Annotated in this window: 24 protein-coding genes; 9 read left to right on the top strand and 15 right to left on the bottom strand. The window is 71.8% G+C overall.

Features of this window, described 5'->3' with window-relative positions:
• Positions 1-457 precede the first annotated feature (457 nt).
• Positions 458-928, top strand: a complete 471-nt coding sequence (locus ABL310_RS24865) for a phage tail protein (RefSeq protein WP_349369671.1) — start codon at positions 458-460, stop codon at positions 926-928.
• A gap of 645 nt (positions 929-1,573) precedes the next feature.
• On the opposite strand, the gene ABL310_RS24860 is transcribed toward ABL310_RS24865, so the two are convergent.
• The 6 genes from ABL310_RS24860 to ABL310_RS24835 form a co-directional block, all read right to left on the bottom strand.
• Complete coding sequence (locus tag ABL310_RS24860; RefSeq protein WP_349369670.1) at positions 1,574-2,752, bottom strand: CaiB/BaiF CoA-transferase family protein; 1,179 nt, start codon at positions 2,750-2,752, stop codon at positions 1,574-1,576.
• Between the two features lie 19 nt (positions 2,753-2,771).
• A complete protein-coding gene (locus tag ABL310_RS24855; RefSeq protein ID WP_349369669.1) occupies positions 2,772-3,224 on the bottom strand; it encodes a hypothetical protein in 453 nt (150 codons plus the stop codon).
• Complete coding sequence (locus tag ABL310_RS24850; RefSeq protein ID WP_349369668.1) at positions 3,224-3,445, bottom strand: hypothetical protein; 222 nt, start codon at positions 3,443-3,445, stop codon at positions 3,224-3,226. Before ABL310_RS24850 ends, ABL310_RS24855 begins: the two co-directional genes overlap by 1 nt.
• Positions 3,446-3,516: 71 nt before the next feature.
• The gene (locus ABL310_RS24845; RefSeq protein ID WP_349369667.1) at positions 3,517-3,936 is read right to left on the bottom strand and encodes a hypothetical protein; all 420 of its coding nucleotides are present in this window, start codon (positions 3,934-3,936) and stop codon (positions 3,517-3,519) included.
• A 30-nt stretch (positions 3,937-3,966) separates the two neighbouring features.
• Positions 3,967-5,187 carry an acyl-CoA dehydrogenase gene (locus tag ABL310_RS24840; RefSeq protein WP_349369666.1) on the bottom strand — a complete coding sequence of 407 codons (1,221 nt, stop codon included), beginning with the start codon at positions 5,185-5,187 and terminating at the stop codon, positions 3,967-3,969.
• A gap of 34 nt (positions 5,188-5,221) precedes the next feature.
• A complete protein-coding gene (locus tag ABL310_RS24835; protein WP_349369665.1) occupies positions 5,222-6,751 on the bottom strand; it encodes an aldehyde dehydrogenase family protein in 1,530 nt (509 codons plus the stop codon).
• Positions 6,752-6,838: 87 nt separating this feature from the next.
• On the opposite strand from ABL310_RS24835, the gene gcvA reads away from it, so the two are divergent.
• Positions 6,839-7,753, top strand: coding sequence for a transcriptional regulator GcvA (gene gcvA / locus ABL310_RS24830; RefSeq protein WP_349369664.1), 915 nt, complete (start codon positions 6,839-6,841; stop codon positions 7,751-7,753).
• A 3-nt stretch (positions 7,754-7,756) separates the two neighbouring features.
• Here gcvA and ABL310_RS24825 read toward each other — a convergent pair whose 3' ends face one another.
• Positions 7,757-8,980, bottom strand: a complete 1,224-nt coding sequence (locus tag ABL310_RS24825; protein ID WP_349369663.1) for an allantoate amidohydrolase — start codon at positions 8,978-8,980, stop codon at positions 7,757-7,759.
• 259 nt (positions 8,981-9,239) lie between these two features.
• On the opposite strand from ABL310_RS24825, the gene gloB reads away from it, so the two are divergent.
• Both gloB and ABL310_RS24815 read left to right on the top strand, forming a co-directional pair.
• Entirely contained in the window at positions 9,240-10,001 is a 762-nt protein-coding gene (gene gloB / locus ABL310_RS24820; RefSeq protein ID WP_349369662.1) for a hydroxyacylglutathione hydrolase, read from the top strand.
• 46 nt (positions 10,002-10,047) lie between these two features.
• Complete coding sequence (locus tag ABL310_RS24815; RefSeq protein WP_349369661.1) at positions 10,048-10,509, top strand: cupin domain-containing protein; 462 nt, start codon at positions 10,048-10,050, stop codon at positions 10,507-10,509.
• A gap of 67 nt (positions 10,510-10,576) precedes the next feature.
• Here ABL310_RS24815 and ABL310_RS24810 read toward each other — a convergent pair whose 3' ends face one another.
• The 3 genes from ABL310_RS24810 to ABL310_RS24800 all read right to left on the bottom strand — a co-directional run bounded on the left by ABL310_RS24810 (position 10,577) and on the right by ABL310_RS24800 (position 12,747).
• On the bottom strand, positions 10,577-11,692 hold the full coding sequence (locus tag ABL310_RS24810; protein WP_349369660.1) for a polyamine ABC transporter substrate-binding protein: 1,116 nt from the start codon (positions 11,690-11,692) through the stop codon (positions 10,577-10,579).
• Positions 11,693-11,792: 100 nt separating this feature from the next.
• Positions 11,793-12,413, bottom strand: coding sequence for a hypothetical protein (locus ABL310_RS24805; RefSeq protein ID WP_349369659.1), 621 nt, complete (start codon positions 12,411-12,413; stop codon positions 11,793-11,795).
• A complete protein-coding gene (locus tag ABL310_RS24800; protein WP_349369658.1) occupies positions 12,403-12,747 on the bottom strand; it encodes a hypothetical protein in 345 nt (114 codons plus the stop codon). Before ABL310_RS24800 ends, ABL310_RS24805 begins: the two co-directional genes overlap by 11 nt.
• Before the next feature lie 186 nt (positions 12,748-12,933).
• On the opposite strand from ABL310_RS24800, the gene ABL310_RS24795 reads away from it, so the two are divergent.
• Entirely contained in the window at positions 12,934-13,563 is a 630-nt protein-coding gene (locus tag ABL310_RS24795; protein WP_349369657.1) for a LysE family transporter, read from the top strand.
• Between the two features lies 1 nt (position 13,564).
• Here ABL310_RS24795 and ABL310_RS24790 read toward each other — a convergent pair whose 3' ends face one another.
• Both ABL310_RS24790 and ABL310_RS24785 read right to left on the bottom strand, forming a co-directional pair.
• Positions 13,565-14,710, bottom strand: coding sequence for an aminotransferase (locus ABL310_RS24790; protein ID WP_349369656.1), 1,146 nt, complete (start codon positions 14,708-14,710; stop codon positions 13,565-13,567).
• Positions 14,711-14,771: 61 nt separating this feature from the next.
• A complete protein-coding gene (locus tag ABL310_RS24785; RefSeq protein WP_349372125.1) occupies positions 14,772-15,653 on the bottom strand; it encodes an EamA family transporter in 882 nt (293 codons plus the stop codon).
• Positions 15,654-15,788: 135 nt separating this feature from the next.
• Here ABL310_RS24785 and ABL310_RS24780 point away from each other — a divergent pair, with 135 nt between their 5' ends.
• A complete protein-coding gene (locus tag ABL310_RS24780) occupies positions 15,789-16,298 on the top strand; it encodes a ferritin-like domain-containing protein (RefSeq protein WP_374730353.1) in 510 nt (169 codons plus the stop codon).
• A gap of 12 nt (positions 16,299-16,310) precedes the next feature.
• Here the strand turns inward: ABL310_RS24780 and ABL310_RS24775 are convergent, their stop codons facing one another.
• Positions 16,311-16,556, bottom strand: a complete 246-nt coding sequence (locus ABL310_RS24775; RefSeq protein ID WP_349369654.1) for a DUF1674 domain-containing protein — start codon at positions 16,554-16,556, stop codon at positions 16,311-16,313.
• A gap of 132 nt (positions 16,557-16,688) precedes the next feature.
• Between ABL310_RS24775 and htpX the strand changes: the two genes are divergently transcribed.
• Complete coding sequence (gene htpX / locus ABL310_RS24770) at positions 16,689-17,627, top strand: zinc metalloprotease HtpX (protein ID WP_349369653.1); 939 nt, start codon at positions 16,689-16,691, stop codon at positions 17,625-17,627.
• A gap of 8 nt (positions 17,628-17,635) precedes the next feature.
• On the opposite strand, the gene ABL310_RS24765 is transcribed toward htpX, so the two are convergent.
• Entirely contained in the window at positions 17,636-18,757 is a 1,122-nt protein-coding gene (locus ABL310_RS24765) for a DUF2336 domain-containing protein (protein ID WP_349369652.1), read from the bottom strand.
• A gap of 123 nt (positions 18,758-18,880) precedes the next feature.
• Positions 18,881-19,996 carry a DUF2336 domain-containing protein gene (locus ABL310_RS24760; protein ID WP_349369651.1) on the bottom strand — a complete coding sequence of 372 codons (1,116 nt, stop codon included), beginning with the start codon at positions 19,994-19,996 and terminating at the stop codon, positions 18,881-18,883.
• Between the two features lie 329 nt (positions 19,997-20,325).
• Here ABL310_RS24760 and rimP point away from each other — a divergent pair, with 329 nt between their 5' ends.
• Entirely contained in the window at positions 20,326-20,976 is a 651-nt protein-coding gene (rimP, locus tag ABL310_RS24755; RefSeq protein ID WP_349369650.1) for a ribosome maturation factor RimP, read from the top strand.
• Between the two features lie 6 nt (positions 20,977-20,982).
• Positions 20,983-22,650: a transcription termination factor NusA gene (gene nusA, locus ABL310_RS24750; RefSeq protein ID WP_349369649.1), complete on the top strand. Its 1,668-nt coding sequence runs from the start codon at positions 20,983-20,985 to the stop codon at positions 22,648-22,650.
• Positions 22,651-22,675: the final 25 nt, after the last annotated feature.

Here is a 22,675-nt window from a genome sequence, read left to right as displayed (position 1 = left end):
GGGAGCCGGACGGCCAGGGCCCGCGGCGTCTCGCCGCGGGCTTTCGCATGGCCGGCCGGTCGACGCGGATTTCCGCCGCGACCGTGCGCCGCCGCGTCGCGAATCACCGCGAATCAGCGCGAATCGGCCCCGGCGCGTCGTCGCCGGCGGGGCGTCCGCCGCCGGCCGGGCGGGCCGATCGGGGGCCGTTTCGCGCCCCAGGCGCGTCGTCGGGTGGCGCAAAACGACCTCCGGTCGGCTATACGCGCCAGCGTCGTAAACCGACGGATGTCCGCGCTTCGCGCGCAGGTAATTGCGACCGATTGCGTTTTTGGGGTTGACTAACGGTGCGCGCTCGCGCTTGATTGCAGGCGTTCAGCAACGGGGCGCAGCGACGAGGCGTCGTCTGCACCCGGTTCCCCACTCACCCTGATCGGCGCCCGGCCTTCCGGCGGGCCCGCCGCCGCGAGGTCTCGCCATGACCGTCGTCTCATTCCCGATGCTCGGCATGATCCTCCCCTTCGCCGGGGACTACCCGCCGGAGGGCTGGGCCTTCTGCCGCGGGCAGGTTCTCGCGGCGGAGGACTATCCCGCCCTGTTCATCCTGCTTCGGGACACCTATGGCGGCGACGGGGAGACGACCTTCGCCCTGCCGGATCTCGTCGGCCGCACGCCCGTCGGCGCCGGCGTCGGCGCGGACGGCTTCGCCATGCCGCTGGGCCGCGTCACCGATCCCGCGCCGGTCTCCGGCTCGTCCGCCACGCGCGGCCCGGCGCCCCGCGGCGCGCTCGCGGTCAACTGGATCGTCTGCGTCGAGGGCTATTTCCCGCCCCCGTCCGAGGACGGGTTCGAGGCGGAGGTCGAGGCGGAGCGGGACGCCGCCGAGGGCGAGACGGTCGCGGAGATCGACGGCGCGTCGAGCGCGGGCGCTTTCGCCCGCCGGTGGTGAGGCGGCCCCTCCCCCCGCCCATGCGAGCGGGCCGGGGGCGATGGACGCGAAGCGCGCGGCGATAGAAGCGGGAGCGGTTGGGGCGATCGAGAGGGCCGCTGCGGCGGGGAAGGGCGCAGCAGCGGCGGGGACGGTCGCGGAGACGGTTTCGGCGTCGGGCGCGGGAGTGGGCGCGGACCGGCGCGGCGTCGGAGGCAAAGACGAGGACGGCGGCGAGTTCGAACGCTCGGCCGTCCGTGGCGAGAGCCTGCGTTCGGGGCGCCGGAGCGCGGGTCCCTCGGGGACCTCGAGGCATCCGCCGAGCGGCGGGCGGCCACCGTGACGCCGAGCGCCGCCATGTGCCGAGCGTCGTCATGTGTGGTCTGTCCTGTGTGGATCGCTAAGCCGGTCCGGGACCTGGGGACGCCGACCCAGGAGCGCCGACCCAGGAGCGCCGACCCAGGAACGGAGACCCGGGAACGGCGACCCAGAAACGCCGAGTCGGAACCGACGATCGGGCTGCCGCGGCCGGGGAGCGGGGTGTCTCACCATCGAAGAGGCCAGGCGCGCCGTGCGCGTTCGAGCCGGCCGCGCGCGTTCCGCGCAGCAGCGCCGTTCGCCCTCCGCGACGACGGCGCCGCGCGCCGTCGGGTCGGTCGCCTGCTGTCAGCCGGCGCCGCCCCAGGCGGGGTCGGCCAGGACCTCCCGGGTGTGCGCGCCGAGCGACGGGGCGGCGTGCTCCGCGACCTGCGGTTTTTCATCCAGCACGATCGGGGAGCGGACGGTGGGCACCGTCCCGCCGGCGACGTCCGCGGCCGGCAGGTCGCGCGCCAGGGCGCGGGCGATCACCTGCGGATCGGCGAAGACGTCGGCGACGCTGTTGATCGGCCCGGCCGGAACGCCGGCGGCCTCGCAGGCGGCGAGCAGGTCGGCGCGGGTCGTCCGGGCGGTGAGGCCCGAGAGCAGCGCGATCAGCACCGTGCGGTGCGCCACCCGGTCGCGATTGGTGCGGAAGCGTGGGTCGTCGCCCAGGGCCGCGTCGCCGAGCAGCGCGCACAGCCGGCGAAACTGGGCATCGTTGCCCACCGCGATCACGGCGTGCCCGTCGGCCACGGGGAAGACCTGGTACGGCACGATGTTGGGGTGCGCGTTGCCCATACGCGTCGGCGCGACGCCCGACACCAGGTAGTTCAGCGCCTGGTTGGCGAGCACGCTCACCTGCGTGTCGAGAAGAGCCATGTCCACGTGCCCGCCCTCCCCCGTGAGCTCCCGCCGGCGCAGGGCCGCGAGGATGCCGACCGTCGCGTACACGCCCGTGAAGATGTCGGCGAAGGCGACGCCGATCTTCTGCGGCTCGCCGTCGGGCGCGCCGGTGAGGTCCATGATCCCGCCCATGGCCTGGATCATGAAGTCGTAGCCGGCGCGGTGGGCGTAGGGCCCGTCCTGCCCGAACCCCGTGATCGAGCAGACGACGAGGCGCGGGTTCAGCGCCCGCAGGCTCCGCGCGTCGAGCCCGTACTTGGCGAGGCCGCCGACCTTGAAGTTCTCGATCACCACGTCCGCATGGGCCGCGAGCCGGCGCACGGTCTCCTGCCCCTCCGGCGTGGTGAAGTCCACCGCCACCGAGCGCTTGCCGCGGTTCGCGGCGTGGAAATAGGCGGCCGCGTGCGTCGCGCCGTCGGCGCCCTCGACGAAGGGCGGCCCCCAGGCGCGCGTGTCGTCGCCCTCTCCGGGCCGCTCCACCTTGACCACGTCCGCGCCGAGATCGGCGAGGAGCTGTCCCGTCCACGGCCCCGCGAGGATGCGCGCGAGCTCGAGGACCTTGATGCCGGAAAGGGGGGTCATGTGCGGGGTCTCGCCGCCCTCAGGCGGGATTGATCGTCAGCGTCAGGTTGCCGAAGCCGACCGCGACGAGGAAGGTGATGGCGAGGGTGAGCAGCCAGGCGACGACATTGAAGAGCACGACCGTACGCCAGGAGGTGCTGGCCCGGACCGTCGCGACGATTTCCGACTTGGCGGCGTCGATCGCCTGCGTTCGCGTCTCTTCCTCGATCTCCGGCCGGAGCTGATCGAGCACAGTCCGCGCCAGCCGTTCGACATGAACGTGAGCCGACGCCTTGTAGAGCTCGATCTGGCCGGAGGTGAGCAAGAGATGATGACCATCGACCTGCTCCGGCGCGACGCCCTCCGCGCCGATCAGCTCGCGCGTGTCCTGCTCGTAAACGGCGAAGGCGAGCAGCCCGACCAAGACGCGCTCGCCGTTGTCATCGGTCGGCTGGACGAAACGCTCGATCGAGGCGGGGCGCAGCGACGACATCACGCGGAACGCCCCGCGGCCTTCAAGGCGCGCTCGATGACCGAGGGCTTTATGCGCAGGCGTTTCACGCCGTCCGGCCCGAGGACGTAAGGCATGCTCGGCAACGGACCGCCGCCGATTTCCCGCGTGTCGCCGCCCTGAGCCAACCTGCGGCGCGCAGCGTCGATCGCGGCGCGCAAGTCGTGATCGGATGGAAAACGGCTGTCGGTCCACTCGGCCATGACTGCATCCTCTGGATGCCGGAAGGCATATCATACCAGTCGACGCGATTGCAACTCCGGTCATTCGCCCCTCATCCCATCCGCGCGCGCCCGGTGGGCGGCCGCCGCGCCACGAACAGCGGCAGCAGCCCGTACACCACCTGTCCCAGAAGCCCGAGCTGCGCCGGCAGCTGCCCGTATGTCGCCCAGTGCTCCCCGGGGGTGCGCCCGAACAGGGCGATCGAGAGCCCGAGCTCCGCGACCATCAGCAGCGCGAAGGCCAGCGCCCCCATCGCGGCCCGGGCGCCGAGCGCCGGCGGCACGGCGAGGCGGCGCACCAGCCAGCGCGCCGCGATGGCCGAGATCGCGATGATCACCGGCAGCTCGACGATCACCGCGCCCAGGTGCCCGAGCGCCGGCGTCAGCAGGAAGGCGCGAAAGACGCCGAGCGCGAAGCCGGCGGCGAAGACGATGGCGAAATAGGCGAGGCCGGCGAGGAGCGCGCGTCCCATCCCGGCCTCCCCCGCGAGCCCGCCTCGACCTCAGAAGAACGCCTGCAGCCCGGTCTGCGCCCGGCCGAGGATCAGCGCGTGGACGTCGTGCGTGCCCTCGTAGGTGTTCACCGTCTCGAGGTTCGCGGCGTGGCGCATCACGTGGTACTCCTCCATGATGCCGTTGCCGCCGTGCATGTCCCGCGCGACGCGGGCGATGTCGAGCGCCTTGCCGCAATTGTTGCGCTTGATCAGCGAGATCATCTCCGGCGCGGCGCGGCCCTCGTCGAACAGGCGGCCCACCCGCAGCGAGCCCTGGAGGCCGAGCGCGATCTCGGTCTGCATGTCGGCGAGCTTCTTCTGGACGAGCTGCGTCTGGGCCAGCGGCCGGCCGAACTGCGTGCGCTCCAGCGTGTAGGAGCGGGCGCGGTGCCAGCAATCTTCCGCCGCGCCCATCACGCCCCAGGAGATGCCGTAGCGGGCGCGGTTGAGGCAGCCGAACGGGCCCTTCAGCCCCGATACGTTCGGGAGGAGCGCGTCCTCGCCGACCTCGACGCCGTCCATCACGATCTCGCCGGTGATCGAGGCGCGCAACGAGAGCTTGCCGCCGATCTTGGGGGCGGAGAGGCCCTTCATGCCCTTCTCGAGCACGAAGCCGCGGATCTTGCCGTCATGCGCCTCCGACTTCGCCCAGACGACGAAGACGTCGGCGATGGGGGAGTTCGAGATCCACATCTTGGCGCCGTTGAGCACGTAGCCGGTCGCGGTCTTCTTCGCGACGGTCTTCATGCCGGCGGGGTCCGAGCCGGCGTCGGGCTCGGTCAGGCCGAAGCAGCCGACATATTCGCCGGAGGCGAGCTTCGGCAGGTACTTCTTGCGCTGGTTCTCGTCGCCGTAGGCATAGATCGGGTACATGACCAGCGAGGACTGCACGCTCATCATCGAGCGATAGCCGGAATCGATGCGCTCGATCTCGCGGGCGACCAGCCCGTAGGCGACGTAGGACGCGCCGGCGCAGCCGTATTCCTCCGGCAGGGTGACGCCGAGGAGGCCGGTCTCGCCCATCTTCTCGAAGACGGCGCGGTCGGTCTTCTCCTCGCGATAGGCCTCGATCACGCGCGGGGCGAGCTCCGCCTGGGCGAAGGCGCGGGCCGCGTCGCGGATCATGCGCTCCTCGTCGGAGAGCTGGTCCTCCAGCAGGAAGGGGTCCTCCCAGGAGAAGGCGCCGGGGTTCGGAGCGTCCTTGGGGTTCGTCTGGGCGAGAGCGGTCATGTTTCGAAGGTCCTCCTCGGTACGCCGAGCGACGTCACGCGTCGATGTCGAACTTCACGCCCTGGGCGAGCGGAAGCGTGTTGCCGTAGTTCACCGTGTTGGTCGTGCGGCGCATATAGGCCTTCCAGGCGTCGGAGCCCGCCTCGCGGCCGCCGCCGGTCTCCTTCTCGCCGCCGAAGGCCCCGCCGATTTCGGCGCCGGAGGGGCCGATATTGACGTTGGCGATGCCGCAATCGGAGCCGGACGCGGACAGGAAGCGCTCGGCCTCGCGCATGTCCAGGGTGAAGATCGAGGACGACAGCCCCGCGCCGACGCCGTTGTGCAGCGCGATCGCGTCCTCGAAGCTCGCGTATTTCGTGGCGTAGAGGATCGGCGCGAAGGTCTCGCGCAGCATGGGGCCGTCCTGGGCGGGCATCTCGACGAGGGCCGGGCGGGCGTAGACGCCCTCGCCCGGCATGTCGGCGCGCCCGCCGCCGTGCACCGTCGCGCCGAGGCCGCGGGCCTCCTCCAGCGCGCGCTCCATCCCGGCGAACGAGGCCTCGTCGATCAGCGGGCCGACCAGCGTGCCGTCCGCGCGCGGATCGCCGATCGGGACCGAGCCGTAGACCGCGGCGAGCTTCGGGACGAGCGCGTCGTAGACGCTCTCGTGCACGATGAGGCGGCGCAGGGTGGTGCAGCGCTGGCCGGCGGTGCCCATCGCCGAGAAGGCGACGGCGCGCAGCGTCAGGTCGAGATCGGCGGAGGGACCCACGATGGCGGCGTTGTTGCCGCCGAGCTCGAGGATCGCGCGGGCGAAGCGCCCGGCGAGCCGCGGGCCGACCTCGCGGCCCATGCGGGTCGAGCCCGTGGCGGAGACGATCGGCACGCGCGGATCGTCGACGAGCGCCTCGCCGACCTCGCGCCCGCCGATCAGGAGGCCGTGCAGACCGGCCGGGGCCTCGTCGCCGAAGCGCGCGATGGCGCGCTGCAGGATCGCCTGAACCGCGAGCCCGGTGAGCGCGCTCTTCTCGGAGGGCTTCCACACGACGGGATCGCCGCAGACGAGCGCGATGGCCGCGTTCCACGACCAGACCGCGACGGGAAAGTTGAAGGCCGAGATCACGCCGCAGACGCCGAGCGGGTGCCAGGTCTCCGCCATGCGGTGGTGCCGGCGCTCGGTGGCGATGGTGAGCCCGTAGAGCTGGCGCGAGAGGCCGACCGCGAAGTCGCAGATGTCGATCATCTCCTGGACCTCGCCCAGGCCCTCGGAGACGATCTTGCCGGCCTCGAGCGTAACCAGCATGCCGAGATCGTCCTTGGCGGCGCGCAACTCCTCGCCGAGCAGCCGCACCAGCTCGCCGCGCCGGGGCGCCGGAACCTCGCGCCATTTCAGGAAGGCGTCATGCGCCTGCGCGATGATCTCGGAGGCGCCCTCGGGCGTCGTCACGCGCACGGTCGCGATCGTCTCGCCGGTGATGGGCGAGCGGGCGGGAAGACCGCCATCGTTGAAGGCGTCCGGCGCGACGCCGAGCTTCTCCAGGATGGCGAGCGCTTGCGGACGGGCGGGCGCGAAAGGCGACATCATGACCTCATCATCGAAACGGGCGGCAGGATCGGCCTTTTCGGTCGCGCGCGCAACCGATATGTTCTCACCACTTCATGAGGAACGTGCATGATCGAATCCCCTGCCGGCCGTCCCCACCTGCCCTCGCTGGGCGCGCTCTCCGCCTTCGAGGCCGCCGCGCGGCACGGCTCCTTCACCCGCGCGGCGGAAGAGCTCGCGCTGACGCAGGGCGCGGTCAGCCGGCAGGTGGCGGGGCTCGAGACGCAGATCGGGGTGAAGCTGTTCGAGCGCGTGCGCCAGCGCGTGGCGCTCACGCCCGCGGGCGCCGCCTATGCCGTGGAGGTGCGCGCGGCGCTGCGCCAGATCTCGTCCGCGACCCTCAACGTCATGGCCTTCCGTGGCGCGGGCGGCGTGCTCAACCTCGCCATCCTGCCGACCTTCGGCACGCGCTGGCTGATCCCGCGCCTGCCGCGCTTCACCGAGGCCTATCCGAACGTCACGATCAACTTCGCCACCCGGGTGCGGCCCTTCGACTTCGCGCGGGAGGGCCACGACGCCGCCATCCATTTCGGCGGGCCCGCCTGGCCGGGCGCGCGGCTGCACCGGCTGATGGGCGAGGAGATCATTCCCGTCGCGAGCCCGGCGCTCGTCGCGCGCCACCGTCTCGCGGAGCCCTCCGACGTGCTCGGCGTGCCGCTTCTCCAGCAGGCGACGCGCCCGCGCGCCTGGGAGCAATGGCTGACCGAAGCCGCCCTCGACCCGGCGCAGGCGACGCCCGGTCCGCGCTTCGAGCAATTCGCCATGGTGGGCCAGGCCGCCGTCGCCGGGCTCGGCCTCGCCATCGTGCCGCGCTTCCTCGTCGAGGAGGAACTGCGCGCCGGCGTGCTGGTCACGCCCTTCGAGCGGCCCTCCCGCTCGGAGGAGGCCTACTGGCTGGTCTACCCGGAGGAGAAGGCGGCGCTCCCGGCGGTCAGCGCGTTCCGGGCGTGGCTGCTGGCGGAGGTGGGGGTGGAGGCGGCGTAACACTCACCCCCGCGCGATCGCCCGGATGGCCTCCACCAGCGTGCGCACCGCGGCCTCGGCGTCGGCGGCGGTGATCGCCTCCGCCGGGTTGTGGCTGATGCCGCCCTCGCAGCGCACGAACAGCATGGCGGAGGGGCACAGCCGCGCGGTCGCCACCGCGTCGTGGCCGGCGCCGGAGGGGAGGCGGATCGCGTCGTAGCCGGCGCGGCCGGCGCCGGTCTCGAGCGCGCGGATCAGGCTCTCGTCCATGGCGGTGGCGGCCTGGTCCATGAAGCGCGCCTCCGCGAAGCCGACGCCGCGACGGGCCGCGATCGCGGCGCAGCCGGAGACGATCTCCTCGACGAGCGCCGCACGGACCGCGTCGTCCGGCGCGCGGATGTCGAGGGTGAAGCGCGCCTCGGCCGGGATGACGTTGAGCGCGCCGGGGCTCACCTCGAGCACGCCCACCGTCGCCACGGCGTCGCGCGCCTTCGCGCCGGCGGCCTCGACGAGGGAGACCATCTCGGCCGCGGCGGCGAGCGCGTCGGCGCGCATGCCCATGGGCACCGTGCCGGCATGGCCGGCCATGCCGGTGACGGTGCAGCGCGAGCGGGTCGCGCCGTTGATGGCGGTGACGACGCCGACGGAGAGATCCTTCGCCTCGAGCACCGGCCCCTGCTCGATATGGACCTCGAGATAGCCGAGCGTGCCGGCCGGGTCGCGGCTTATCTCGCCGATGCGCTCCGGGTCGCCGCCGAAGGCGAGGAGCGCCTCGCGGAGGGTCACGCCGTCGGCGTCCTCGCCGTCGAGCCATTCGGGCTTGAAGTCGCCGGCGAGGGCGGAGGAGGAGGCGAGCGAGGTCGGGAAGCGCACGTTCTCCTCGTCGCCGAAGGCCAGCACCTCCAGCGCGAAGGGCAGCTCCTCCCCGCGCAGCACGTCGGCCGCGAGGATGCCGCAGACGACGCCGAGCGGCCCGTCGTAGATGCCGGCATTCACCACGCTGTCGATATGCGAGCCGACGAGGAGCGTCTTCGCGCCCGGCGCGGGCCCCTCGCGCCGGCCGACCACGGTCCCGAGCGGGTCCATGGAGACGGCAAGGCCGGCGTTTCGCATCAGGCCGGCGGTGGCCTCGGCGCAGGCCTGGTGGGCGGGGGAGAGGTAGAGACGGGTGAGCCGGCCCGGCTCGTCCGTGTGGCGCGCGAGATCCGCGATCATCGCCATCGCCTTCGCGCCGAGCTCCCCCGCCATGCGATCCTCCTCGCCTCGTCGTGTCCGGGCGACACCATAGAGGCCGCGCCGCGTTTGTCGACCTCATGACGACGTTCTCGCGCGAGCCGGACTTTCCGCCTCTGTGACATGCTGGGCCGGCGCGCCGAACCCTCTCCTTCCCTGTAGGGGAAGGAAAGCGTCGCCTCCGGACAAGCGGGTGTCGCCCGCGCGGGTATCGTGGGCCGCCCGTGCGTGGTAGGCCTCGCGCCGAGAGACACACCGACCCGAGGAGCACCCCATGGCCGTCGAGACCCACGTCTTCCGCTGCCTCCAGGACAATATCGGCGTCCTCGTGCGCGACCCCGCGACCGGCGCCTGCGCGTCGATCGACGTGCCGGACGCCGAGGCCGTCGCCGCCGCCCTCGACGCCACCGGCTGGACGCTCACCGACATCCTCGTGACGCACTCCCACGCCGATCACGTCCAGGGCATCCCGGCCATCGTCGAGAAGACCGGCGCGCGCGTCGTCGCCCCGGCCAAGGCGAACCTCGAGGGCGTCGCGCAGACGGTGAAGGAGGGCGACACCGTGAAGGTCGGCGATCTCGTCGCCGAGGTCTGGGAGACGCCGGGGCACTGCGCCGATCACGTCACCTTCCATTTCGCCGGCGAGAAGCTGCTCTTCCCCGGCGACGTGCTGTTCCCGATGGGCTGCGGGCGCGTCTTCGGCGAGGGCTACGACGACCTCTGGCGCGCGCTCGAGCGCATCGCCGCGCTGCCGGACGACACGGTCGCCCATGGCGGACACGACTACACGGTCTCGAACGCCCGCTTCGCGCTGAAGGCCGACCCGGATAATTCCGCGCTCCAGGCCCGCCTCCGCGAGGCCGAGGAGAAGGCCGCCGCGGGCGCGCTGTTCGGGTCGACGACGATCGGCGAGGAGAAGGCCACGAACCCCTTCATTCGCGCGACCGAGCCGGCGCTGAAGGCTTCGGTCGACATGCCGGACGCGCCCGCGTCCCAGGTCTTCCGCGCCCTGCGCGAGTGGAAGAACCGGGGCTGACACGCGCCGTGGCTGCGCTACTTTCCTCCCCGAACGGGAGGGGACCATGGCGCATGCGATCGACGGGCTGACGGCGGACGAGGTGGTGCGGCGGCTGCATCTGCAGCCGCATCCCGAGGGCGGCTTCTATCGCGAGACCTTTCGGGACGAGCGCGTCGACGCCTCCGGCCGCCCAGTCTCGACGGCGATCTACTATCTGCTCGGCCTCGGCGACGTGTCCGAATGGCATCGGATCGACGCCGCGGAGGTCTGGCACCACTATGCCGGCGCGCCGCTGGTGATGACCCTCTCGCCGGACGGCCACGACGCGGAGGCGCGCCATCTCGGCCCGGATCTCGCCCGCGGGCAGGTCCCGCAGATCCTCGTGCCCGCTGGCTGGTGGCAGACCTCGACCTCGCTCGGCGCCTGGACCCTCGTGGGTTGCACCGTGGCGCCGGGCTTCGACTTCGCCGGCTTCGAGCTCGCCCCGCCCGGCTGGCGACCGACGCCGCGCGCCCCCCGCGGCTGAGCGGAGGCGACGCGAAAAGGCCGGGCGCAGGACCCGGCCTCCTCGTCCTCTCGCCGTTCCGCGTTCGTCAGCGGCCGGTCTTCACCCGCGTCCAGGCGCGCGTCACGAAGCGCTGAGCGCGCGGGTCGTAGGCGGTGTTGGTGAACAGGTTCTCGATCGTGGCGTCGCTCGGGTAGATGCCCGGGTTCGCCAGCACCTCCGGATCGATGAACTCCTTCGCCGCGAGGTTGCCCGAGGCGTAGGCGACGTAGTTCACGTTCGCCGCCGCGACCTCGGGGCGCATCATGAAGTCGATGAAGGCGTGCGCCTCGTCCTTGTTCGGCGCGTCGGCCGGGATCGAGAACGAGTCGAACCACAGCAGCGCGCCCTCGTCCGGCACGATGTAGGCGATCTCGACGCCGTTGCCGGCCTCCTCGGCGCGGGCCTGGGCCTGGAGCACGTCGCCCGAATAGCCGACCGCGACGCAGATGTCGCCGTTCGCCAGCGCGTTGATGTATTCCGACGAGTGGAACTTCTGCACGTTCTGCGCCATCGCGGCGAGGAGATCGGCGGCCTGCTGGAGGTCCGCCTCGTCCTTCGAATCCGGGTCGAGGCCGAGATAGTTCAGCGCGGTGGGGAAGAGGTCCTCCGGCGCGTCGAGCACGTGGATGCCGCAATCCTTCAGCTTCGACGCCACCTCCGGGTCGAACACGAGGTCCCAGGTCTCGAGGTTCGCGTCCGGCCCGAGGCGCTCGCGCACCTCCTCGACGTCGATGCCGATGCCGGTCGTGCCCCACATGTAGTTCACGGCATAGGCGTTGCCCGGATCGTAGACCGAGAGCCGCTCGGCGATCTGCGGCCAGGCGTTCTCGAGGTTCGGCAGCTTGTCCGTCTCGAGCGGCGCGAACACGCCGGCCTTGATCAGGCGCTCGGTGAACGGGCCCGACGGCACCACGATGTCGTAGCCCGAGCGCCCCGCGAGCAGCTTCGTCTCGACGATCTCGTTGTTGTCGTAGGTGTCGTAGACGACCCGGATGCCGGTCTCGGCGGTGAAGTCCTCGAGCACCTGCGGGTCGACGTAGTCCGACCAGTTGTAGACGTTGACGACGCGCTCCTGCGCGGCGGCGGCGCCCGCTGCGAGCGCCAGCGCGGACACGGACACGAGCGCGCCCAGCGCCCGGCGGGTGGGGAGGAAGCGACCCATCGCGTGCGGTCTCCCGGTTTAAGCGTGTGCGGATGAGGGAAAAGCGCGGCGGCGCCGACGCGGAGGCAACGTAGAAGACGAGAGGTTGGGGTGCAAGGGGTTAGGTGCGAGGGTCGACGGCGTCGTAGAGCAGCAGGTTCCACGACGGCTCGAGCTGCTGCAGGAGATCGAGGTGCCTCGTGTTTCGGCTCAGGAGCAGCATCTCGCTCTCGATCGCCGAGACGTAGATCAGGGCGTCGTTGAGAAGCTCCCGGCGCCGTCCCTCCTGGCAGCATCGGTCGGCGGGGCTCAGACCTCTTTTCGGCCGCGCGAGGCCCTGCGTCCGCGCGAGCGTTCCCGCCAGTACGCCGGCCTGGGTGAACGCCTCCGCGGACGGCTCCACCGTGCGGCGCATGTCGATCGTGCGGAGCACGTTCGAGATGGCGGCGGCCACCTGCGGGGTGCCGGGATGCGCGGGATCGAGCATGCCGAGCGTGATCGTGAGCTCGGCGCAGGCGACGGCGCTGTGCCTCACCGAATGAAGCGTCAGCAGCGGGACGAGTGCCGGCGGCAATCGTCCCTGGAGCCGATCGATGTAGACGGTGGTGTCGAGCAGCAGCGGCAGCTTGGGCACGTCCGCTGCGTCGAAGGGAAGCGAGTCCCGCCCGCGATAGCAGAACGGCTTCGTATGCAGAGCGGGGTCGTGACGCTCGGCGATCGACAGCGCGGTGTCAGATCGCAAGCTCGAAGTCCTCGGGCAGTCGGTCCTGCGTGGTCAGGAACCAGTGCACGAACGGATCGGGAGACGCCAGGAGCGCCAGTGCACTCTCGATGATCTCGGTGGGGTTCTCCGTGCCGACACGCTCCGCCGCGGCGGCGACGAGCCCCGGGTCGACCCGGACGCTCAGCCTGCGCCCCCGATCGCCTGCCAGGCGGCCGTCTTCCTTCAGGCGTGCGAGCGCCTGCTCCACGCGCTCGGCCACCACCGGGTCGAGGGTACGACGGCGGCTGCGGCCGCGCGCGGAGCGCGCCTGCTCCGGCTGCATGTGCTGTCGCTTCGGCTTTACCTCGGGCATGATCGGCTCCCGTCGGACATGTTGCCGAGTATGTCCGACGGATTCGGCATCCGCAAGCGCCGCCCCCGCGCCCGGACCGGGGGTCGCCCGGCTCCATCGCCTCTCGGTGGACGAGGCACCGATCTTCGACCACTGTATTCTCGGTCGCAAGGCGTGAGCCGTCCCGCCTCGGAATAGCGGGATCAGATGCTCGGCGAAGGGCTTTCCCCTCACCTGCTCTCCTTCCTCGCGGCGGCGCTGCTCGTCGCCGCCGCTCCCGGGGCCAACAATCTCCTGTCCTTCGCGCATGGGGCGACGATCGGCTTTCGCACCACGCTCCTCAGCCTCACCGGGCGGGTGGCGGCGTTCGTGGTGATCGCCGCTGCGGTCGCCTTCGGGATCGGCGCCGTGCTCGAAGCGTCGGATCGGGCGTTCGCGGTCGTGAAGTGGATCGGCGTGGTCGTTCTCGCGCTGATCGGGGTGGCGATGATGCGCCGGCCCGATCCGGCCGGCGACGACGCGCCCGGCGCGAAGGACGCGCGAGCGTTGGCGCGGCGCGAGTTCGCGGTCGCCGTCGGCAATCCGAAAGCCTATCTGCTCTTCGCGGTCTTCATCCCGCAATTCGTGCCGGACCCGCGCGGGGCGACGGTCCAGATCCTGGGGCTGGGGCTCGCCTACATCGCGATCGAGGTGGTCACGGCGTCGGCCTATGCCGGCGCCGGTGCCGCGCTCGGCGGGCTCGATGCCCTGCGCGGCCGAAGGGCGATCCTCGGCCGGGCGAGCGGAGCCGTGCTCGTCGCGGTGGCCGTGGCCCTGGCCTTCCTCTCCAGGCCGTGACTCACACCCCCCGCATCCGCGACAGCGCCGCGTCCAGCGTCGCGTCCGTCTTCGCGAAGCAGAAGCGCACCACGTTCGTCACCTCCCCGCCCGGGTAGAAGGCCGAGACCGGGATGGCCGCGACGCCGTGGTCGGTCACGAGCCGGCGGCAGAAGGCGACGTCGTCCTCGCCGTGGTCGGCGATGTCGATGGTGAGGAAGTAGGTGCCCGCCGCCGGGATGACGCGAAAGCCGAGATCGGCGAGCCCGGCGGCGAAGCGGTCGCGGGAGCGCTGGAGATCGGCGCGCAGCTCCTCGAAGAAGGCGTCGTCCTTGGAAAGCCCGTAGGCGACGGCGGCCTGGAGGTTCGGCGGCGTCGTGAAGGTGAGGAACTGGTGCGCCTTGGCGAGCGTGCCGAGCAGCGCCGGCGCGGCGCAGACGAAGCCGACCTTCCAGCCGGTGAGGTTGAAGATCTTGCCGGCCGAGCCGATCTTCACCGTCCGCTCCCGCATGCCCGCCTCGGCGATCAGCGGCCGGTGGCGGGCGCCGTCGAAGACGACGTGCTCCCAGACCTCGTCGCAGACGGCGATCGCGTCGAACTCGACGCACAGGCGCGCGAGCAGCGCCCGGTCTTCGTCGGAGAAGATCGTCGCCGTGGGGTTCAGCGGATTGCAGAACAGCACCGCCTTGGTGCGCGGCGAGAAGGCCTCGCGCAAAGCCGCCTCGTCGAGGCCGAAGCGCGGCGGCTGGAGGGTGACGACGCGGGGCACGCCGCCGGCGCGGCGCACCAGCGGCAGGTAGGCGTCGTACATCGGCGCGAACAGCACCACCTCGTCGCCGTCCTCGAGGATCGCCATCAGCGCGCCGGCCAGCGCCTCGGTGGCGCCCGACGTGACCATCACCTCCCGCTCGGGATCGAGATCGAGGCCCTGCCAATGGGCGTAGTGCGCGGCGATCGCGGCGCGCAGCTCGGGGAGGCCGAGCATGGGCGGGTACTGGTTCCAGCCCTCGACCGCGGCTTTCGCCGCCGCCTCGCGCACGTCGAGCGGGCCGGGATCGTCCGGGAAGCCCTGGCCGAGATTGACGGCTCCCGTCTCGCGCGCGCGCCGCGACATCTCCTCGAAGATCGTGGTCGGCAGGTTCGTGAAGACGGTGTTGAGCGGCTTCATCGGGCGGCTCCGGGCTGGACGGGGGCCGTGGTGTAGCACGCGGCGCGAGAGGTGGGGAAGCTCACGCGCCGGCGGGGCGCCGCCGCAGGAGCTTGTCCCCGGACGCCACCAGCGCCCCCGCCACGATCAGCGCGCAGGCGGCCGCGAGCGCCAGCGTCGGCGCGGCGTAGCCCGTGGCGACGAGGGCGAGCGTCGAGATCACCGGCGCGGAATAGGCGGCCACCCCGAGGAGGCGGATGTCGCCGCGCTTGCAGCCGATGTCCCAGGCGTAGAAGGCCGCGCCCACCGGCCCGAGCCCGAGCGCGAGGACGGCGAGCCATTGCGTCGTGTCCGCCGGCCAGACCGTCGTCTCGAAGGCGAGATGACAGGCGAGCGAGAGGATCGCAGTGGCGAAGCAGAAGCCGACGACGGCGTCCGTCGGCACGCTCGCGACCCGGCGCGAGAGCACCGAATAGGACGACCAGAACAGCGCCGCCGCGAGCGCCAGCAGATAGCCCGGCACGTCCTCGACCCGCGCCGCGAGGCCCTGGCCCTGCGCGAGCACGACGACGCCCGAGAAGCCGATCAGCGCGCCGGCGACGTGGATCGCCTTCAGCCGCTCGCCCGGAAGCAAGCCGGAGAAGACGACGATGAGCAGCGGCCAGAGATAGGCGACGAGGGAGGCCTCCGCCGGCGGGGCGAGGCGCAGAGCCGCGAAATAGAGCGCGTGGTAGCCGAACAGGCCGCCCACGCCCAGCGCCCAGACCCGCCAGGGCTGGATCAGCGCCCGTACGGCGCCCGGCCGGAACGGCAGCGTGAGGAGCCCGAGGAGCCCGCCGATCGCGAAGCACATCGCGTTCATCTGGAAGGGCGGGATCACGCCGGACGCGGCGGTGAACAGCGCGAGCAATCCCCAGGAGAGGATCGCGAGAAAGCCGATGGCGGTGGCGAGGAGCGGCGACATGACGCCGAGGGATGGCATATCGCCGCCGCGCTGTCATCAGCGCCGCGGTCGCCATGAGTCGCGGGAGCGCTCCGGAACCCTGCCGTGGCCGCGTCCGTTCGGGTGCGATCCGAAACCGTGACGAAAAGGAGGTCCGTGATGGCCGACCTGCAGTCCACCTACGTGACCGCGCTGAAGAACACCCACGCCCTCGAGCTCGAGGCGCTCCAGGCCATGGAGCGCCAGGTCGACCGGCTGGAGCGCTATCCGGAGATGAAGGCGATCCTGGAGGCGCACATCGCCGAGACGAAGCAGCAGCGCGACCGGCTGGAGACCGCGCTCGAAGGCCAGGGCGCCCGGCCGTCCACCGTGAAGGAGACCGTGCTCGGCGCCGCCGGCAACGCGGCCGCGATCTTCCACTCGCCGGCCCAGGACGAGATCCTCAAGAACCTCTACGCCGACCACGCTCTGGAGAACTACGAGATCGCCGCCTACCGCTCGCTGATCTCGATCGCCGAGCGCGCCGGAGACACGGCCCACGTCTCCGCCTTCCGCCAGTCGCTGGCCGAGGAGGAGGCAATGGCCAAGCGCGTCGCCGCACAGATCGAGCCGGTGACGGCGAAATACCTCGAGCTGACGCTCGCGGGCGAGACGGCGAGCCGCTGAGGCGGGCGCCGCTCAGGAGAAGTCGCAGGCGATGCCCTTGATCTCCCAATCGGCGTAGCGGACCGGCTCGAGACCACCGCGGCCGTTGGTCTCGGGCGTCGCCGAAATCTCCGCGGCGCGGGCGTCGATGGCGGCGCGGCGCGCCGCGGCCTCCTCCAGCGCCCGCTGCGCCGCGGGCGTCAGCGCCTTGCCCGGCGCCGCGCCGGGCAGGGTCTCCCCGCTCTCCGCGGGGGCGTCGCGGGTGGTCTCGTCCTGCATGCCGCGCTTCTCCTTCGGGAGCCTATTCGACGAACCTCTTGCCGCCAGCGGGACGGCGTTCCCACATCTGCGTTGCGTCCATATAGGCGCGCGCGCCCCGAAAGGGGACCCCCGCCCAAGGCCCGATCCGCGATGAACGTGTTCAAGACCGCACTCCTCCTCGCCGCGCTCACCGCGCTCTTCGGCGTCGTCGGCTACTGGCTCGGCGGCACGGGCGGCATGCTGATCGCGCTCGGCCTCGCGGCCGCGACCAACGCCTACGCCTACTGGAACTCGGACAAGCTGGCGCTGCGCGCCCACCACGCCCGCGAGGTCGACGCGGCGAGCGCGCCGGAGCTCGTCGCGATGGTGCACGATCTCGCGCGGCGCGCGGACCTGCCGCCGCCGCGGGTCTACGTCATCGACAATCCCCAGCCCAACGCCTTCGCCACCGGCCGCAATCCGCAGAACGCGGCGGTGGCCGCGACGACGGGCCTCCTGCAATCGCTCTCGCGCGAGGAGCTCGCCGGCGTCATGGCGCACGAGCTCGCCCACGTGAAGAACCGCGACACGCTGACCATGACGGTGAGCGCCACGCTCGCCGGCGCGCTGGCGACGCTCGCCCAGTTCGGCTTCCTGTTCGGCGGCATGCGCGGCGGCGAGCGGCAGAACCCGATCGCGCTCATCGCCATGATCTTCCTCGCGCCCTTGGGCGGCATGATCATCCAGATGGCGATCAGCCGCTCGCGGGAATACGCGGCGGACCGGATCGGGGCGGAGATCTGCGGCAACCCGCTCTGGCTCGCTTCGGCGCTCCGCAAGATCGCCGGCGGGGTGGCCCGCACGCCCAATCCGGACGCCGAGAGCCACCCCGCCACGGCCTCGATGTTCATCGTCAACCCGCTCGAGGGCGGGGCCATCGACGGCATGTTCTCCACCCACCCGGCGACGGAGAACCGCGTCGCGGCGCTCGTCGATCTGGCGCGGGAGCTGGGCATCGGCGGCGGGGGAGGCGAGACCGCCGCCCCGGCGCGGAGCGGCGCGGCGCGGAGCGGCGCGGCGCCTTGGGGCCGTCGCCGGCCCTGGGGCTGAGGCTCCTCTCAGCGTATCCGGGCCTTCAGCTGGCGCTGGGCGGCGGCCTCGGCCGCGCGCTTCTGCGAGGCCTCGCGCGCCTTGAGGAACTGGACGACGCGCTGCGCCGTCTGCGGGCGCAGCTGCTCGAAGGCGTCGCGGGCGCGCTTCAAGGCGTGCGGCGCCGTCGCGCTCTCCGGCTCGCGCAGCTTCAGCAGCGGCTCAAGCGTCCCGAAGGCCCAGCCCTGGGCGCGGGCCACCACCACGAGAAGCTCCGAATCGCCCGCCTTGAACAGCCGCTCGGCCGTGGGCAGGCCGAGATCGGCGGCGAAGGAGATGGCGCAGATCGCCTCGTCCGCCTTGCCGTCGCGGGCATAGGTCGCGACGTCGGCCTCGGTGATCGGCCGCGTCGCGGCGATGCGCGAGACCGCGGCGTAGGCCGCGCCGAGGTCGCGCCCCTCGGGCAGGACGGCCGCGCGGACCGAGCTCGCGCCGATCTCCACCGCCTCGTCGAGATCGACGCCCGCCGGCGCGTCGGCGGCGAGGCGCCGGCGCGCGGTCTCCTGCGCGACGGCGACGAGCTGGCGCAGATGCTCCTCCGGCAGGTCGCCGCGCTCCTGCAGCAGCTCCTGCAGGGGCTCGTCCATGCGGGCGCGGTCGACGAGCGCGCCCACGGAGCCCTCCGAGAGGCGCGCGCCGGGATTGCCGGCGACCGCATGCACCACGCGCCGGTCCCCCCGCTTGACCAGCACGTCGGTGACGGGCTCGCTCAGGCTCCGCCGGCTCGAGATCGCGAGCATGTGCTCGCGCCCCTTGGCGATGGCGACCGCGACGAGATCCTCGTCGGACAGCCGGTTCGAGCGCTCCAGCACCGGCCGCGCCACGGCGATCTCGTCGTGGGCGAGCGAGCGGATCACGCCGCGCGGCGCGTTCGGCGCGTCGGCGAGGCGCTCCGCGAGCTCGGCGCGGGCGCGGGCCTCGATGGCGGCGGCGAGCCGGGCGATGACGACGTCGAACAGGTCCACCTGATCGTCGGTCAAGGCCGGCGCGTCGCGCAGGAAGAGATCGGTGACCTTGCGCAGGTGATCCGCGCGGCGCGCGGTCGTCCCCCGAGCAATGGCGTCGTCGACCTCTCGAATCAGAGCGGGCATCGCGTTCATGGCTCCTCGTGCCTCCCGACCGGAGACTAGCGAGGGGGATTCGAGAGACGGTTGAGTCGATCGCTCGAATTGTGCGCGTCTATGGCTGGGGCAGGGAGATACGACGAAGCGCCCTCACAGCCCCTCCGCCTCCAGCGTCCGCTCGCGCATCGCGGTGAAGCGCACGATGCGCTGGGCGGTCGAGACGGAGAGCTGCTGGTAGGCGGCGAAGGCGGAGCGGTGGACCTCGTCGGTGAGCTCGCGCCCGGCCTTGGCGACGAGGAAGGCCTTGAAGGTCGCCCAGCCGAATTTCAGCGAGCGCACGAAGAAGAGCAGCGGGTCGTAATGGTTCGAGTGGTAGGCCCGCGCCACGACCGGCGTCGGCACGCCGGCGAGGTGGGCGATGGCCGCGAGCGCATCCTCGATCCGCCCTTCGCGCGCCCAGGCGGCGATGGTCTCCTCGTCGAGGCCGCCGCTCCCCGCCGCCGCGGAGACGGTGCGCGCCGCGTCGGCGAAATCGTCGACCAGCGCCTTGTAGCTCGCGGTGCGCGCGAGATCCTCGGCGGCGTCGTCGACCGCGTCGTCGAAGGCGTCGCCGTCGATGACGAAGCCGGGCCCGAGCGCGTCGCGCATGTTGCTGCGGGCCTTCTCGCGGGCGATGGCGACGAGCTGGGCGAGCTGCTCGTCGCCGAGCCGGGCGCGGCCCTCGAGCGCGGCCTGGAGCGTCTCGTCGCTGCGTGCCTTGTCGACCAGCGCCGCCAGCGAGCGGTCGGACAGGCAGGCGCCCTCGTTCTCGGCGACGGCGCAGACGACGCGCTCGTCGCCGCGGTCGACCAGGATGTCGGTGACGCGCTCGGAGAGGCTCGGGCGACGCGACAGCGCGAGGAGGTGCTCCTGGCTCTTCTGCGCCGCCACCGCGGCGAGATCCTCCTCGTCGAGCCGGATCGCGCGCTCGAGCACCGGGCGGGCGATCGCGATCTCGTCGTCGAGGGCGAGGTCCCGCAGCACGCCCCGCGGGGCGTTCGTCGTGTCGGCGATGCGCTCGGAGAGCTCGACGCGCACCCGGAACTCGATGCCGCGGGCGAGCCGCAGGATCACCTCGTCGAAGACGGCGACGTGCAGGTCCGCCAGGTGCGGGGCCTGCTCGATGAAGAGATCGGTCATCCGCCGCAGCGTCTCGACGCGCCGCGACGGGTCGCCGTTGGATACGGCGTCCTCCACGTCGGCGACGAGCGATCCGAGGATGTCCATGCGGCGGGCTCTTCCTGGCGCGCGGCGGAGGGCTGCGCCCCCGCGTGACGCAGGGACACTAGTGCCCTTTCGTAAGCGATTTGTTGCGCCTCCCGTGCGAATGCGGGCGAACCCGGGTTGAACAAATGCGCGAGGCCGCGTATATCCCGTCTCGTCAGCTCTGGTAGCGGCGTGGAAGCGTCGCCTCGCGGGAGTGGGCCCCACCGGGTCCGCTCCTTTGTCATATTGGGCGTCGGCTCTGCCCGACCCCGCTGTGACCGCGGCCGGAGCGCGGCGCGGGACGCCCCCGCGCCGAGAAGAGCTTTCGAGCGACGAGGATGTTTGCCGCCGTGGCGGATCGACTGCAAGACCGACAGGAAGAACGCCTGATCTCCGAGACCGGCCTCGCCGCGCGGGTCGCCAGCATCGTCGAGCCCGTGATCGAGGATCTCGGCTATCGTCTCGTTCGCGTGAAGATCACGAGCCAGAACGGCTGCACGGTCCAAATCATGGCCGAGCGGCCGGACGGCACGATGGGCGTGGACGATTGCGAGACGGTGAGCCGGGCGATCTCGCCGGCGCTCGACGTCGACGATCCCGTGACCACCGCCTACAATCTCGAGGTCTCCTCGCCCGGCATCGACCGGCCGCTGGTGCGGCCCGGAGACTTCGTGCGCTGGGCCGGCCACGAGGCCAAGGTCGAGATGGCCCGGCCTGTCGGCGCGCGCAAGCGGTTCCGCGGCCTGGTGCGCGGCGTCGAGGGCGAGGACGCCCTCGTCGAGCTGCCCGACGCGCCCACGCCCGAGGAGCGGCTCGCCCGGCTTCCGCTCGCGGACATCGGCGAGGCGCGGCTCGTGCTGACCGACGACCTGATCCGCGAGTCGCTCAGGCGGGGCACGGCGCCCTCGGCCGAGGGCGCGGACGAGACGATCGAGAGCGAGGAGGAGGCCGAGGGCCCCGCCTCCGAGGACAACGACAACTTCCCTTCGTCGAAGGAGTGACACGCGATGGCCGTCAGCGCCAACAGGCTCGAACTCTTGCAGATCGCCGACGCGGTCGCCCGCGAGAAGGTGATCGACCGCCAGATCGTGCTGGCCGCGATGGAGGACGCCATCCAGAAGGCCGCGCGCTCGCGCTACGGCAGCGAGACCGAGGTGCGCGCCGAGATCAACCCGAAGACCGGCGAGATCGCGCTCTCGCGCCTCTTGCACGTGGTCGAGCAGGTCGAGAACGACGCCACCGACATCTCCCTCGAGGAGGCGCGGCGCAAGAACCCCGCCGCCATGATCGGCGACTTCATCGCCGAGCCGCTGCCGCCCTTCGATTTCGGCCGCATCGCCGCCCAGTCGGCGAAGCAGGTCATCGTGCAGAAGGTGCGCGACGCCGAGCGCGACCGCCAGTACGACGAGTTCAAGGACCGCGTCGGCGAGATCGTCAACGGGCTGGTCAAGCGCGTCGAGTACGGCAACGTCATCGTCGATCTCGGCCGGGCCGAGGCCATCATCCGCCGCGACGAGCTGATCCCGCGCGAGACCTTCCGCCCCGGCGACCGGGTGCGCGCCTATCTCTACGACGTGCGCCGCGAGACCCGCGGGCCGCAGATCTTCCTGTCGCGCACGCATCCGCAATTCATGTCCAAGCTGTTCGGCCAGGAGGTCCCGGAGATCTACGACGGCATCGTCGAGGTCCGCGCGGTCGCCCGCGACCCGGGGTCGCGGGCCAAGATCGCGGTGATCTCGCGCGATTCCTCGATCGATCCCGTCGGCGCCTGCGTCGGCATGCGCGGCTCGCGCGTGCAGGCCGTGGTCGGCGAGCTGCAGGGCGAGAAGATCGACATCATTCCCTGGTCGCAGGACGAGGCGACCTTCATCGTCAACGCGCTGCAGCCGGCGGAAGTCGTCAAGGTGGTGCTCGACGAGGACAACGAGCGTATTGAAGTCGTCGTCCCGGACGACCAATTGAGCCTTGCGATCGGGCGGCGCGGCCAGAACGTGCGCCTCGCCTCGCAGCTGACGGGCTGGGACATCGACATCCTGACGGAGGCCGAGGAATCCGAGCGCCGCCAGAAGGAGTTCACCGAGCGCACCACCCTGTTTCAGGACGCGCTCGACGTCGACGAGGTCGTGGGTCAGCTGCTCGCCTCCGAGGGCTTCCGCAACATCGAGGAGATCGCCTACGTCGACCTCGGCGAGATCGCCTCGATCGAGGGCTTCGACGAGGAGACGGCGCAGGAGATCCAGATGCGCGCCAACGAGCATCTGGAGAAGATCGAGGCCGAGAACGAGGCCAAGCGCGTCGAGCTCGGCGTCGCAGACGAGCTGCGCGAGGTGACGGGCGTCACCAGCGGCATGCTGGTCGCGCTCGGCGAGAACGACGTCAAGTCGATGGAGGACCTCGCCGGCTGCGCCACGGACGATCTCGTGGGCTACACGGAAGGCCGCGGCGCGGAGGCGAAGCGCTATCCGGGCTTCCTCGACGGCTTCGAGCTGTCGCGGGCCGAGGCCGAGGCGATGATCATGGACGCGCGCGTGCGCGCGGGCTGGATCGAGCCGCCGGCCGAGGAGGGCCAGGAGGAAGGCGTCGAGGGAGGCCTCGAGGAAGGCCACGACGAGGGCGCGGAGAGCTACGGCGAGGCCGAGGGCGGCGCCGAGGGGACCGAAGCTCATCCGAGCTGAGGAACGGACGAGAAGCGAGGGCGAA

It is taken from the genome of Salinarimonas sp., assembly GCF_040111675.1.
GTDB lineage: Bacteria > Pseudomonadota > Alphaproteobacteria > Rhizobiales > Beijerinckiaceae > Salinarimonas.
The sequence above is the reverse complement of the archived record's forward strand: the minus strand, read 5'-3'. Positions and strand labels throughout refer to the sequence as shown.